At 70.1% G+C, this 13,466-nt stretch carries 13 protein-coding genes and 1 pseudogene; 7 read left to right on the top strand and 7 right to left on the bottom strand.

Annotation, left to right across the window (positions count from 1 at the left end; genetic code table 11):
* On the top strand, window positions 1–1,099 hold a 1,099-nt coding region (locus V8688_RS28220; protein WP_342802066.1), incomplete at its 5' end, for a molybdopterin-dependent oxidoreductase.
* A 48-nt stretch (window positions 1,100–1,147) separates the two neighbouring features.
* Here the strand turns inward: V8688_RS28220 and V8688_RS28215 are convergent.
* The 3 genes from V8688_RS28215 to V8688_RS28205 form a co-directional block, all read right to left on the bottom strand.
* On the bottom strand, window positions 1,148–1,831 hold the full coding sequence (locus V8688_RS28215; RefSeq protein WP_316575938.1) for a cutinase family protein: 684 nt from the start codon (window positions 1,829–1,831) through the stop codon (window positions 1,148–1,150).
* 214 nt (window positions 1,832–2,045) lie between these two features.
* Window positions 2,046–3,521 (bottom strand): DHA2 family efflux MFS transporter permease subunit, encoded by a 1,476-nt coding sequence (locus tag V8688_RS28210; protein ID WP_218719919.1) that lies wholly within the window; start codon window positions 3,519–3,521, stop codon window positions 2,046–2,048.
* 35 nt (window positions 3,522–3,556) lie between these two features.
* Complete coding sequence (locus V8688_RS28205; RefSeq protein ID WP_342802065.1) at window positions 3,557–4,300, bottom strand: helix-turn-helix transcriptional regulator; 744 nt, start codon at window positions 4,298–4,300, stop codon at window positions 3,557–3,559.
* 334 nt (window positions 4,301–4,634) lie between these two features.
* Here V8688_RS28205 and V8688_RS28200 point away from each other — a divergent pair, with 334 nt between their 5' ends.
* The gene (locus V8688_RS28200) at window positions 4,635–5,363 is read left to right on the top strand and encodes a hypothetical protein (protein ID WP_255588196.1); all 729 of its coding nucleotides are present in this window, start codon (window positions 4,635–4,637) and stop codon (window positions 5,361–5,363) included.
* A 147-nt stretch (window positions 5,364–5,510) separates the two neighbouring features.
* Window positions 5,511–6,275, top strand: a complete 765-nt coding sequence (locus tag V8688_RS28195; protein ID WP_342802064.1) for a hypothetical protein — start codon at window positions 5,511–5,513, stop codon at window positions 6,273–6,275.
* Window positions 6,276–6,344: 69 nt separating this feature from the next.
* On the opposite strand, the gene V8688_RS28190 is transcribed toward V8688_RS28195, so the two are convergent.
* Entirely contained in the window at window positions 6,345–7,217 is an 873-nt protein-coding gene (locus V8688_RS28190) for a glycine betaine ABC transporter substrate-binding protein (RefSeq protein WP_342802063.1), read from the bottom strand.
* A 246-nt stretch (window positions 7,218–7,463) separates the two neighbouring features.
* Here V8688_RS28190 and V8688_RS28185 point away from each other — a divergent pair, with 246 nt between their 5' ends.
* From V8688_RS28185 to V8688_RS28170, 4 genes are read left to right on the top strand one after another with little or no spacing between them, the layout of a single operon-like run.
* Complete coding sequence (locus V8688_RS28185) at window positions 7,464–8,348, top strand: ABC transporter substrate-binding protein (RefSeq protein ID WP_342802067.1); 885 nt, start codon at window positions 7,464–7,466, stop codon at window positions 8,346–8,348.
* Between the two features lie 24 nt (window positions 8,349–8,372).
* Complete coding sequence (locus V8688_RS28180) at window positions 8,373–9,521, top strand: ATP-binding cassette domain-containing protein (protein ID WP_342802062.1); 1,149 nt, start codon at window positions 8,373–8,375, stop codon at window positions 9,519–9,521.
* Window positions 9,518–10,183 (top strand): ABC transporter permease, encoded by a 666-nt coding sequence (locus V8688_RS28175; RefSeq protein WP_308248572.1) that lies wholly within the window; start codon window positions 9,518–9,520, stop codon window positions 10,181–10,183. Before V8688_RS28180 ends, V8688_RS28175 begins: the two co-directional genes overlap by 4 nt.
* Window positions 10,180–10,887 carry an ABC transporter permease gene (locus tag V8688_RS28170; RefSeq protein WP_218719914.1) on the top strand — a complete coding sequence of 236 codons (708 nt, stop codon included), beginning with the start codon at window positions 10,180–10,182 and terminating at the stop codon, window positions 10,885–10,887. The genes V8688_RS28175 and V8688_RS28170 overlap by 4 nt, the downstream gene beginning before the upstream one ends.
* Before the next feature lie 65 nt (window positions 10,888–10,952).
* On the opposite strand, the gene V8688_RS28165 is transcribed toward V8688_RS28170, so the two are convergent.
* The 3 genes and pseudogenes from V8688_RS28165 to V8688_RS28155 form a co-directional block, all read right to left on the bottom strand.
* Window positions 10,953–11,162, bottom strand: a complete 210-nt coding sequence (locus V8688_RS28165) for a toxin-antitoxin system HicB family antitoxin (protein ID WP_218719913.1) — start codon at window positions 11,160–11,162, stop codon at window positions 10,953–10,955.
* 77 nt (window positions 11,163–11,239) lie between these two features.
* Entirely contained in the window at window positions 11,240–12,388 is a 1,149-nt protein-coding gene (locus V8688_RS28160; RefSeq protein WP_218719966.1) for an NADP-dependent malic enzyme, read from the bottom strand.
* A gap of 483 nt (window positions 12,389–12,871) precedes the next feature.
* Window positions 12,872–13,466, bottom strand: a pseudogene (locus V8688_RS28155) (pyridine nucleotide-disulfide oxidoreductase); the annotation flags it as partial.

Here is a 13,466-nt window from a genome sequence, read left to right as displayed (position 1 = left end):
CAGGGCCGACGAGTCGCGCGCGACGGTGTCCGCCGGGCGGCGGCGGGTGCTCGGCGGGATCGCCGCGACCGGCGTGCTGGCGCTCGGGGCCGGACTCGCGGGACGACTGCTCGGTGGTGCGCGCGGTGACGTGTCGGCGGAGCGGGCCACCGTCGAATTGCCCGGTCCCGCAACGCCGTTGCCGGAGCTGCCCGCCGACGCCGACCTGCGAGTTCCCGGCCTCACGCCGTATCTCACCCCCGCCGACGAGTTCTACCGCATCGATACCGCGCTGATCGTTCCCCAGGTGTCCACCGCCGATTGGTCACTGCGCATCCACGGCATGGTGGATCGCGAAATCGTGCTCACCTGGGACGATCTCGCGCGCCGGACCCCGGTGGAATACGTGGTGACGCTGGCCTGCGTGTCCAACCCGATCAACGGCGATCTGATCGGCAATGCCCGCTGGCTCGGCTACCGGCTCGACGAACTGCTCGCCGAGGCGGGCCCGCGGCCCGACGCCGACATGGTGCTGTCCCACAGCAAGGACGGCTGGACAGCGGGCAGTCCGCTGGCCGCGCTCACCGACGGCCGCGACGCGCTGCTGGCGATCGGGATGAACGGCGCTGCGCTGCCGATCCAGCACGGCTATCCGGCGCGGCTGGTGGTGCCCGGCCTCTACGGCTACGTCTCGGCCACCAAGTGGGTCACCGAACTGGAGGTGACCCGCTTCGACCAGGCCAGCGCCTATTGGACCCGGCGCGGCTGGTCGGCCCGGGGCCCGATCAAGACCGGCACCAGGATCGACACCCCGCGGGGCCGCGGCCGGATTCCGCAAGGCCGCACCACCATCGCCGGCGTCGCCTGGGCGCAGCATCGCGGCATCACCGGCGTCGAGGTGCAGATCGACAACGGCGACTGGCGGCCCGCCCGGCTCTCGACCGAGGTCTCGATCGACACCTGGCGCCAGTGGGTCTTCGACTGGGATGCCACCGCCGGTCAGCACACCATCCGCGCCCGCGCCATCGACGACACCGGGGCGCCGCAGACCGCGGTCCAGCGCGACGTCATCCCGGACGGCGCGACCGGCTATCCCACCCTCACGCTCCAGGTCGCCTGACAGCGAAAGGCCGGTCGCGCCCGCGCGACCGGCCTTTACGCTCCGTTCCTAGAACCGCTGCGCCGCGAATTGTGCCGCGGTGAGGGTCATTCCGTTGACGCTGTAGAGGGTGTGCAGGGCATTGGGCTGGCCGAGCGGGGACCCGTCGCAGATGTTGTCCGCATCGATGCACAGGTCGATGGTCTTGCCCGTGTAGGGCGCGCCGATCACCAGGGCGGGCGCGCCCGCGTCGGCCAGGAACCGATCCGACGGTTTGCCGAACAGCGCGACCGCGGCGACATGCTCGGCTACCTCGGGCGCCAACGGCGCGGGCAGGTAGGACCGGTACTCCGCCGGGACACCCTCGGGCACCCCGGTGCCGGTGGCGAACCCGGCCACCGCCGCACCCTGGGAGTACCCGCCGAGCACGATCCGCGCGGCCGGGCAGTTGGCGGCGACGTACTCGACCCGTCGCTGGGCGTCGTTGATGCCACGCACCACGGTGCGCGCGAAGGCGAGCCGGTCGGCGAAGTCGCTGCTCGCGGGGTAGTCGACCCCGTAGGCGCCGACCGAACGACCCCCGGAGTTCAGGCGGATCGCTTCGACGAAGGACGCGCCGGTGATCCCGAGCTCGCCACCGGGCTCGGCGGTGCCGCGAGCGAAGACCACCTCGATGTCGGAACACGACGCCGCGGACGCGGAGTGGATGGGCGTTACCAGCGGAATCGCGGCTGCCAGGAGTGCTGCAGACACGAATCGCGAAAGAGAACGTGCTGTCATTCCGGGCAGACTACCCACCCTGGCGGCGCACCAACACCCCTGGTCACCGGCGCGCCGCCGCCGGAAGTCGGCCACGGCCACCGACCGCGCGCTGACCGGCCCGGGTCGGCCGCCGACGCGCCGCGCCGCGGTGGAAAACGAGTGCTGCCCGGCTCGTGCGGGGCGAGACGGGCAGCGGTCGAACGATTCAGGCGCCGGCGTCGGCCTTCGCCAGCTCGGGCTTGGGGGCGGCCCCCGACGCACCGTGGCTGACGAACAGGGCCGAGGCGATCACACCGATGATCAGGATGGCGGCGGGCAACAGCATCGACTGGGCCAGCGAAGTGCTGAACTCGTCGAGGATCTGCGGCGGGAGCGGGCCGGTGGCCGCGCCCTCGCCGACCGGACCGCCACCGCCGAGACCGTTGGCGGTCAGGCGAGCCGCGATCAACGCGCTGATCGCGGCGCTACCGAGCACCGAGCCGACCTGGCGGGTGGTGTTGTAGACACCGGCGCCCGCACCGGCCTGGGTGACCGGCAGGTTGTGCGTGGCCGTGGAGGCCAACGGCGCCCAGATGCAGGCATTGGCCAGACCGGCGACGGCCGCGGCGAGCAGGAACCAGATGATCTGCGAATCCGGCGTCATCAGCGCGGCGAAGGCGAAGGTCGACCCGGCGAACAGGGTGAACCCGATCGTCGGCACCAGTCGCGGCGGCAGCCGGTCGGAGAACTTGCCGACGAACGGCGCGGCGAATCCGGTGACGATCGCCATCGGCGCGAACACCAGCGCCGAGACGGTCGGCGACATCTCGCGCACCGCCTGCAGATAGAAGTACGAGGGCACCATCATCGAGGTGACCGCGGCGCCCATCGCGGCGATGGCCAGGTTCGACAGCGAGAAGTTGCGGTCGCGGAACAGGCTCATCGGCACCAGCGGCTCGCCCCGGTTACGGGCCTGGTTGATCACGAACGCGATCAGCATGAGCACGCCGAACCCGATCAGCAGCCAGATCCGCAGCGACCAGTCCTGCGTGTTGCCCTCCTGGATACCGAAGACCAGCGCCGTCATGCCGATACCGCTGAGCACGACGCCGACGACGTCGAACCGGTGGTCGCTGGTCGGCAGCGCGGGCACCAGCCACACGGCCAGACCGAACGCGATGATGCCGACCGGGACGTTGACGAAGAAGATCCACTCCCAGCCCAGGTTGTCGACGAGCACGCCGCCCAGGATCGGCCCGACCAGCGTCGCGAGCCCGGCGACGCCGCCCCACAGGCCCATCGCGGCACCGCGCTTGTCCGGTGCGAAGGTGCGGGTGATGACGGCCATCGTCTGCGGGGTCATCAGCGCGGCGCCGATGCCCTGCGCGGCGCGCGCGGCGATCAGCATGCCGATGGAACCGGACAGGCCGCACCACAGCGAGGCGCCGGTGAAGATCGCCAGGCCGATCAGGTAGATGTTCTTGGGACCGTACTTGTCACCGAGGCGGCCGGTGACCAGCAGCGGCACCGCGTAGGTGAGCAGGTAGGCACTGGTCACCCAGATGACATTGGAGATATCGGTGCTCAGGTCCGTCATGATCGCCGGGTTGGCGACCGCGACGATCGTCATGTCCAGCAGGATCATGAAGAACCCGACCACCAGCGCGAACAGCGCTAGCCACGGATTACGTTGGGTGGTCATCGAATTCGTTCCTATCGGAAGATGAGCTCGGGATATCAGTCGCGGGCGGCGCCGGCCGCCCACCGGGGTCGTGGCGCGGCGTCGGGGTGATCCCCCGGCGGCCATTCGTGCGGGGACACGGCGTCGTCGGTGCGGCGTTCGCCGGTCTCGGGATCGAATTTCTCCCACTCGACGAGGCCACCGTCGACGTCGGCGGCGAACCCCTCGATCCAGGTCAGTTCCGCCTGGATGGTCGCCTGGATGTACTCCAGGACGAACCAGTACCGGCGCGGGGTGTCGTGGGCGCGGGCCCAGCCGATCATGGCGTCGACATCGGCCAGCGCCTCGCCCAGATGCCCGGCCCGCTCGCGCAGCAGGGTGACGACCCGCTCGCTCGGCAGGGTGTGCGCCTCGGCGAGCGCGACCCGGAAGATCGGGAACTCCTGCACCGGGGTGCGCAGGAGATCGGTGATGCGTCCGCGCAGCGTGTCGCGGCCGATGTCGGTGATCCGGTAGGTGGTCCGTTCGGGCCGATTGCCCTCGCGCTCGGTGCCTTCGGCGCGCACCAGTTCGTCGGCCGCCAGCCGGGCGACCACGTGATACAGCGAACCCGGACGTACCTTGACCAGCAGGTCCTCCCGCCGAGCCATCAGCACTTGATACATCTCGTAGGGATGCATGGGCCGTTCGTCCAGCAGTGCGAGGACCGCGATGGCCAACGGTGTCATCGCGTTGCGACCCGGCTGCCCCACCGCTCCCACCTCCACTCCCGCGCCCGCGCGCAGGTCCGTGTTCCACACCAAATATTCCAGTAGGAATATACGGAGCGGAACAGAGACTGACAAGCGAACTTTTCAGCACAGTGGTGTCCGACCCGGGCGACCGCGTTGATCCAGAAGTTCATCCAGGAGCGACGAGGTTCCCATCGAGGACGCAACTTTCGGCAGCAAGGTCGACCTCCGGGTCACCCCGGCACGCTGAGGCTCAGCGTTCACCCATCGGAGCGCACGATGTGATCCACCTCTCGAAGGGCATCCAGGGTTCGCAGCATCACAAATTTTGAATTTCCGAATTCCGTTGATGTTGAATCGTCCCGTCTCAGAGAAATTCGATCGAAAGAATTAGGGGGGGACCATGACTCGTCGCCATGCCACCAGAAGGTTCAGCCGAGCGCTCGTCCTGTGCGCGCTGCCGGTGGCGATCGCGGTGACCGGTGCGGATATCGCCTCGGCGGCTCCGGTCGCACCGGTGGTCTCGAGCGCCGAACGCGCTACGAGCTACGACGGGCACGCCATCACGTTCGTCGACGATCGGACGATGACGATCGACGGCCACACCGTCACCGTCGACGACCAGCACGTGGTCCGGGTCGATGACCGCCAGGTCTCGTTCCGGCCCGTCGCGACTCCGGCCGAAGCGCTCATGTCCATCGACGCGCCGCTCGCCGATCCCGGCAAGGTGGGCACCGGAGCGCTGGTCGGCGCCGGAGTCGGTGCCGCGGCGGCCGGTATTCCCGCCGCGATCGTCGGCGCCGTGCCCGGCGCTGTCGTCGGCGGTGTCATCGGTGCCGGAGCCGGATTCCTGATCGGCATCGGCACCGTCGCCGCGGGTGTGCTCATCAGCTCGATGGTCGGCTGTGTCACCACCGGCTGCCTCATCGACGTGCCGATCTTCCTCGCCGGCCTGGCCGCGGAGGCGGTGATCGCGGCGCCGTCCATCGCCGTCGGCGCCGCCCTGGGGGTGGCGGTCGGCGCCGCCATCGGGGCGGGCATCGCCGGTTTGCCGGCTGCCGGAATCGGCGGCCTCGTCGGCGCGGGCATCGGCGCGGCCGCGGTGACGTTGAATCCCCAGCTGGTGCCCTGACCTCGCGCGGGTGTTCTCGTCGACCACCGGATAGCTGGGAGTCAGGGCACCCCGACGCGCTGTTGCTCGGTTCGGGGGTGTCGGTTCGGCGTGGTTGAATACTGCGGATTCGGAAGGCATCCGGGGGATGCGGGGGAGGAAATTATCGTGCGGTACTGGGTTTTTGCTGTCCTGACGGGGATCGCGCTGGTGGTCAGCGGGTGTTCGGTGATCGAGCAGGCGACGAATTCCGTCGAGCAGGGCGAGTGCGTGCGGCAGGACGGGGAGGACTTCACCGAGGTGGGGTGTGCCGCGCCCGAGGCGAGCTTCGTGGTGTTGAAGAAGCTCGGGAGCGGGGAGTACTCGTGCAAGAACGTCGCCGGGGTGACCTACACGTACTACGAGGACTCGACGCAGATCTGCCTGGGAGACAAGGGCGCCGACCCCGCGCAGGCGGTCAATGCCGCGCAGCAGGGCGACTGTGTCACCGAGTCCTCGGACCGGGCACGCAAGCTGCCGTGCACCGACCCGGCGGCGGTGTACAAGGTGCTCGACCGCCAGGAGGGCGGCCTGGCGAACTTCGCCTGCGACAGCGTGACCGGCACCGAGGTGACCTACACCTGGGAGCTGAAAACGGTCGGCACCAGCACGATGCCCAAGCTCGGCCCCGACCTGATCTTCTGCCTGGCGCACAAGGAGGTCGACACCACGCGTTCGCTGGAGAACGCCGAAGCCGGTGACTGCCTGCGCTCGACCACGATCACCCCGAACCTCGAGATCGCCGACTGCGGCGGCCGTGACGCGAAGTACCGCATCCTGAAGGTCGCCGCGAGCTCCGCCCAGTGCGCCAACGTCGCGGGCGCGACCTCGTCGTTCACCTACACCCCCGGTGGCATCCCGATCCCCCGCGTCTTCTGCGTGGCCGACCTCTAGGGGCCCGCGCTGCCCCGACGCCGGGTGCTGCGGCCGGGGTCGACCAACAGAACCGACGGGTGACAGTGGCTAGAGACCGTGGGCGTCGAGCCAGGCGCGGGCGGCGATGGCCGGGTCGGTGCCCGTCCGAACCTGGCGGACGAGGTCGGTGAGCCCCTCGGTGGTCAGTTCGCCCGCCACGTAGTTGAGTTTCTTCAGCTGGACGCGGTCGAAGTGGCCGGAGCGGTAGAGAGCCAGGATGTTCTGGGCCCGCAGGGCGTATTTCGGGTCGTCCAGGACGACCAGACCCGCCGCGGCGTCGGCGGGCGGGCCGTTGACGATGCCCACCTGGATCTCGCCGTCGCGCAGGGCTTTTCCGAGCGCTTGCGGGTCCGGGTAGTGCCTGGTCGTGGCGAAGGCGCAGTCGGCGATCGTGGCGGGGGCCGGGGTGGTGCGGGGGAAACCGGGAAGTTCGGTGTAACCGGCGGTGAGGTCGGCGCAGCGCGGGGTCAGGGCAGCCAGCGTGCGGACGGTGTCGCGGGCGGCGAACTCCTCGGTGACCAGGAGGCGGGAGCGCAGGTCGGTGCCGTCGGCGGCGTCGGAGGCCGACAGGCCCTGCGGGAGCGCGGCGTTGACGGCGGCCACGACGTCCTCGGGGGTGCGGGCGGGGGCGGCCGGGTTCCAGCGGTCGAGCAGCGCGCCGTCGCGGGCGGGCAGGACCGCGATCCGGCCCGCGTCGAGGTCGGCTTGCGGATTCGCCGAGTCGCGGACGACGGCGGTCGGGGTGCCGGTGCGGGCCAGCGCCTGGGCATAGATCTGGGCGAGCACCAACGATTCCGCCGAGGAATCCGCACCCACCGCGACCACGTTCCGCGGCTCGTCGGCCCCACACGAAACGGTGGCGAAAGCCCAGGTGGTGACCAGTAGCGCAGCCAGCTTCCGGCGCACCGCTCCCGACACCATCCGGCGACACCAACTTCCTGTATTTGCGGTCAACCCACGCAATTCGGCGCGACGCGGGCAGTATGAACTACCAGAATGTACCTGCGGCCCCCGGGTCGCATGCACAGCGCACTGCCCGCCTTTGCCGGAAGGACACCAGTGAAAACCGCGTTCGCCTCCTCTTCGCACGGACAACGTCGACCGGCACGCCGCCTCGCGGTCCGGGCGGGCCGGGTGCTGGCAGCCGCAGTCGCGCTGGCCGCCGCCATGATCGTCTCCGCCTGCGGCAACTCCGACCCACTGGCCGCCAAGGGCGATTGCGCCAGCGACGCGCTGATCATCGGTTCGGCCAATTTCCCCGAGTCCGAGACCGTCGCCAACATCTACACCGAGGTCCTGCGGATCAACGGTTTCAAGGTCGACACCAAGTTCAACATCGGCAGCCGCGAGGCCTACATCCCCGCCTTACGCCAGTGCGCGATCTCGCTGATCCCGGAATACACCGGCAACCTGCTGCAGTATCTGGACAAGAACGCCACCGCCACCTCCGCGGCCGACGTGAACGCGGCCCTGACCACAGCGCTGGGCAGCGACCTGGCCATCGCGACGCCGGCCCCGGGGCAGGATTCCGATGCCGTGGTCGTCACCCGCGCGACCGCCGATCGGTGGAACCTGCAGAGCATCGCCGACCTCGCGCCGCATTCGGCCGAGGTGAAATTCGGCGCGCCCGCCGAATTCGCGCAGCGCCCCGGCGGGCTGCCCGGTCTGAAGAAGAACTACGGGCTCGACATCAGCGACGCGAATTTCGTGCCGATCGCCGACGGCGGCGGTCCGGCGACGGTGCGCGCGCTGGTCGACGGCCAGATCACCGCGGCCGATATCTTCACCACCTCGCCGGCCATCGCCCAGAACAACCTGGTCGTGCTGGCCGATCCGAAGAGCAACTTCGCGGCCCAGAATGTGGTGCCGCTGTTCAACGCCGCCAAGAAGACCGACAAGGCGGTGGCCGTACTCGATGCCGTATCGGCGAAACTCACCACCACCGAACTGATCTCGCTCAACACCGCCGTCTCGGGCGATGCCAAGATCGAACCGAAGGCCGCCGCGCTCGCCTGGATCACCGCGCAGGGACTCAACTCCCCGATCGGCTAGGCGCGCGTCCACTAGGAGAATCCGTTGTCCGACATCGAATTCCGCGGTATCGACAAAACCTATCCGGACGGGACGCAGGCGGTTCGCGACCTCAATCTGCGGATCGAATCGGGCTCGTTCACCGTCTTCGTCGGTCCGTCCGGCTGCGGCAAGACGACCTCGATGCGGATGATCAACCGGATGGTGACGCCGAGCGCGGGCGCCATCAGCATCGACGGCCGCGACATCGCCACGGTCGATCCGGTGAAGCTGCGCCTCGGCATCGGCTACGTGATCCAGAGCGGTGGCCTGCTGCCCAACCGCAAGGTGATCGACAATGTGGCGACCGTGCCGATGCTGCTCGGCGCCTCCCGCAAGACCGCGCGGGCCGCGGCGCTGGACGTCCTCGACCGGGTCGGCCTGGATCGCGCGCTGGCCGACCGGTATCCGGCCCAGCTCTCCGGTGGTCAGCAGCAGCGCGTGGGGGTGGCGCGGGCGCTGGCGGCCGACCCGCCGGTGCTGCTGATGGACGAGCCGTTCAGCGCCGTCGACCCGGTGGTGCGGGCGGAACTGCAAGTCGAGATGCAGCGGTTGCAGGCCGAACTGCACAAGACGATCGTGTTCGTCACCCACGACATCGACGAGGCGATCACCCTCGGCGACAAGATCGCGGTGTTCGGGCGCGGCGGGGTGCTGCAGCAGTTCGACGCGCCCGAGCGGGTCCTGGCCCAGCCCGCCACCGACTTCGTCGCCGGGTTCGTCGGACGTGATCGCGGCTATCGCGCGTTGTCGTTCCGCACCGCCGAGGCCGTGACGCTGGCGCCGATCCGGACCGTCGAGGCCGACGGGGTCGCCGGGTTGCGGCTGGCGCGCGGCGAGTGGGCGCTGGTGGTCGACGCCGACGGCAAGCCGGGCGGCTGGGTGGACGTGACCGGCGCGGAAGCGGTCCGCGCCGGAAAACCGTTGGCCGCCAGCGTGTCCGCGGGCGGCTCGCTGTTCACGCCGGACGGTGACCTGCGCCAGGCGCTGGACGCGGCGATCTCCTCGCCCTCGGGCATCGGGGTGGCCGTCGACGACGCCGGCGCGGTCCGCGGCGGCCTGCTGGCCACCGATGTGCTCACCCAGCTCGCCGAGCAGCGCGGCTTCGAGGACGCCGAACGAAACCGGGAGTTCTTCGACCAGGACGTCTCGTGAGGTACCTGATCGACAACTTCGCCGAGGTCATGGCGATCACCCGCACCCATCTGGTGCTCGCGCTGGTGCCGCTGCTGCTCGGCCTGCTCATCGCGATCCCGGTCGGCGCGCTGATCCGGGGCACCGGCTGGGCCAGGAAGATCACCACGACGGTGTCGAGCCTGGCCTACACGATTCCCTCGCTGGCGCTGTTCGTGATCATTCCGCCGCTGGTCGGGATCTCGGCCATCGATCCGCTCAATGTGATCATCGCGCTCACCGTGTATTCCACGGCGCTGCTGCTGATCGCGGTGCCGACCGCCCTGGACACGGTGCCCGCCGCGGTGCTCGACGCCGCCGACGCGATCGGGTTCGGCCGGCTGCGCCGGACCCTCACCGTCGACATGCCGCTGGCGCTGCCGGTATTCGTCTCCACGCTGCGCGTCGTGGTGGTCACCAATATCGCGATGGTATCGGTGGGCGCGCTGATCGGGGTGGGCGGGCTCGGCAAGCTGTTCACCCAGGGCTACCAGCGCGACTATCCGGATCAGATCGTGGCGGGCATCATCGTCACGCTGGTGCTGGCGCTGGTCTTCGACCGGCTGGTGTTCCTGCTCGGCAAGCTCGCGACCCCGTGGACCCGCGCCGACACGCGCGTCGACCGGACAGGGGCACGCGCGTGAATCTGTTCGTCGACGCCTGGCAGTACCTGACCGACGGCGCCAACTGGGGCGGGTCGGCCGGGATCGACACCCGTCTGCTGCAACATCTCTGGTACAGCTTCCTCGCGGTCGCGCTGTCGGCGGTGATCGCGGTGCCGCTGGGTCTGGTCATCGGGCACACCCGGCGGGGCAGCGCGCTACTGGTCGGCTTCGCCAACGCCATGCGGGCGCTGCCGACGCTGGGCCTGCTCACCTTCCTGGTGCTGCTGCTCGGGCTCGGGCTGATCCCGCCGCTGCTGGCGCTGATCACCGTTGGTATCCCGCCGCTGCTGGCGGGCGCCTACGCGGGCATCGCGAACGTGCCCGCCGATGTCGTCGACGCCTCGCGCGCGATGGGGATGACCGAGCGCCAGATCCTGTTCCGGGCCGAACTGCCCAACGCGCTGCCGGTGCTCCTGGGCGGATTGCGGGCCGCGACCCTGCAGGTCGTCGCCACCGCGACCATCGCCGCCTACGTCAACCTGGGCGGGCTCGGCCGCTACATCTTCGACGGGATCGGTCTCTATCGCTACGACCTGGTCCTGGTCGGCGCGCTGCTGGTGGCGGTGCTCGCGCTGGTGCTCGACGCACTGCTGGCCGCGGCGGTCTGGGCCAGCGCGCCGGGCAGCGGGCGACTCGCGCGCGGGACGATCGTCGGCACCGACGTCTCGCCGGTCACGGAGTAGTTCGGCCGATCGGTGCGGGTCCGCCTGCTCGGCGAGGCCGCACCGCCGCTGTGCCGCAGCGGTGATCAGTCGTCGCCGAGCAGTGCCCGCAAGTGCGGATCGGCCGCCAGCACCTGCTGCATCCGGGCGCGCTCCTGGACCCGCTGGGCTCGCGACTGGATCCACTCCTGCACCGCCGTCACCACGGCCGCGTTCATCGACAGTCCATCGGCATCGGCGGCCGCGGCGAGCTGGGCGTGCACCTCGTCGGGGAGCTGCACGGAGATGGTGGTCATCTCCCGATGATCCCAGACAACGCGAGAGCGCCCCGTTCCGGGGAACGGGGCGCTCTCGGTCGATATCGCTGCGGATACTAGGCGACGCCCTCGGCGCGCGCGGCCTCGGCCACGGCCTCGGCGACGGCCGGAGCCACGCGCGGGTCCAGCGGGCTGGGGATGATCCGGTCGACGGCCAGCTCGTCGGCGACGACACCGAAGATGGCGTCGGCGGCGGCGACCTTCATGCCCTCGGTGATCCGGCGGGCACCGGCGTCGAGCGCGCCCTTGAACACGCCGGGGAAGGCGAGCACGTTGTTGATCTGGTTCGGGAAGTCGCTGCGGCCCGTCGCCACGATCGCGGCGTACTTGGCGGCCACCTCGGGGTGGATCTCCGGGTCCGGGTTCGACATGGCGAACACGATCGACTCCGGCGCCATCGAGGCGATGAGCTCCTCGGGGATCGTGCCCGCGGACAGACCGAGGAACACGTCGGCGCCGGCGAGGGCCTCCGCGGCGCCACCGGTCAGGCCGCGCGGGTTGCTGCGGGCGGCCAGCTCGGCCTTGACGCCGTTGAGGCCGTCGCGACCGGTGCTGACGATGCCCTTGGAGTCGAGCACGACCACATCGGGCACACCGGCGGCGAGCAGGATGTTGGCGCAGGCCACACCGGCCGCACCGGCACCGGACACCACGACCTTCAGCGCCGACATGTCGCGGCCCTGCTGCGCGGCCGCGCCCTTGAGGGCGGCCAGCACCACGATGGCGGTGCCGTGCTGGTCGTCGTGCATGACCGGGCAGTCCAGCGCCTCGATGACCCGCTGCTCGATCTCGAAGCAACGCGGCGCCGAGATGTCCTCGAGGTTGACCGCGCCGAAGCTCGGGCGCAGGTGGATCAGCGTCTGGACGATCTCGTCCGGATCGGTGGTGTCGAGCACCAGCGGGATCGAGTTCAGGCCGGCGAACTTCTTGAACAGCGCGGCCTTGCCCTCCATCACGGGCAGCGAAGCGCGCGGGCCGATGTCGCCGAGGCCGAGCACGGCGGTGCCGTCGCTGACCACGACCACGAGGCGGTCGGTCCAGGTGTAGGTCTTGGTGAGCGCCGCGTCCTCCGCGATCGCCCGGCTGACCTGGGCGACGCCGGGGGTGTAGGCGATCGACAGATCACGCTGGGTCTCGAGCGGGGAGCTGAGCTCGACCGACAGCTTGCCGCCGAGGTGACCCGCGAAGATCTCGTCGTGGGTGATGGCAGCGAGGCTCGCTGCGTCATCGGCCTTGGGCGCCGCGGTGGCATTCGGTGCGTCAGTCACAGGTGACACGATTTCACTCCTGCTCGAGTCGGACTCAACCGGGGGACGGTTACCGCCGGGTATATCGGGATTACGGAATTGCATGACGCTCATAGGGTGCGCAGCCAGGGCGAATGCCGGAGAAAACCGGACGCGTGGCGCGGCACTGATCCGCCGAGCGGAGCCGGACGGGTGGTCCGGTCGGACAAACGGGTCGACCCTCGGCCGCGACGGTGCGTCGCGGGGCGGAAGGCCGCCATGGTTCCCGAACCCGGCGGTGGCAAGGGAAGGGAATCCGCAACATTCTGCCAGCACGGCCGACCAGTTGCCAAACCGGTTCCGTGTGTCACCCGGCCGCGCGTCATGGATCGAGGGTAGCCGCGCCGAATTGCCGTGGCGTTAGAGATAACTCGCAGCTGAAGGGGAACATGCGGTGAACAATCACACCGCGGCGGGACGGCCCGCGGTGAGCTGACCGTCGAGCGGATCGTCGGCGACGGCCCGGCGGACCCACACCTCGTCCAGCCCACCACAGCGCAATCGCGACTGCCACTCCGGCACCGCCAGCGGGTGGTCGATGCGGCGGTGGATGCCGCGGCTCTCGGTCCGCACCAGCGCGCTGTACCCGGCCCAGCGCGCGACGGCGAGCAACGCCGCCGCCTGCCTGGCCCGCACCCGTTCGGCGCCGATGCCGCCCAGTTCGAACTGCGCGCCCGGCCACATGATGTCCAGCTCGGCGATGCTGTCGGCCAGGCTACCCGCACTGCGCCGGTAGCTGCGCCGCAGCGGCAGGGTGTGCTCCTGGACCAGTCCGATCACCGAGCGCGGATCGATGTGGGCGTGCAGGCCGAGACCGGCGCCCTCGACCGGACGCGCGCTGGTCGCCCGTTCGTTGGCCACCGCGAAGGCGGCGGCGCCCTCCCCCGCCCAGGTTCCCGAGGCCAGCGCCCACGCGCCGCTCAGACCACCGGTCGCGCCCGCGGCACCCGTCACGACCTCGCGTCCGGCGACGGCGCCTGCGGCGTACAACCCGCGC

This window comes from Nocardia sp. No.11, from assembly GCF_038752175.1.
GTDB lineage: Bacteria > Actinomycetota > Actinomycetes > Mycobacteriales > Mycobacteriaceae > Nocardia > Nocardia canadensis.
The sequence above is the reverse complement of the archived record's forward strand: the minus strand, read 5'-3'. Positions and strand labels throughout refer to the sequence as shown.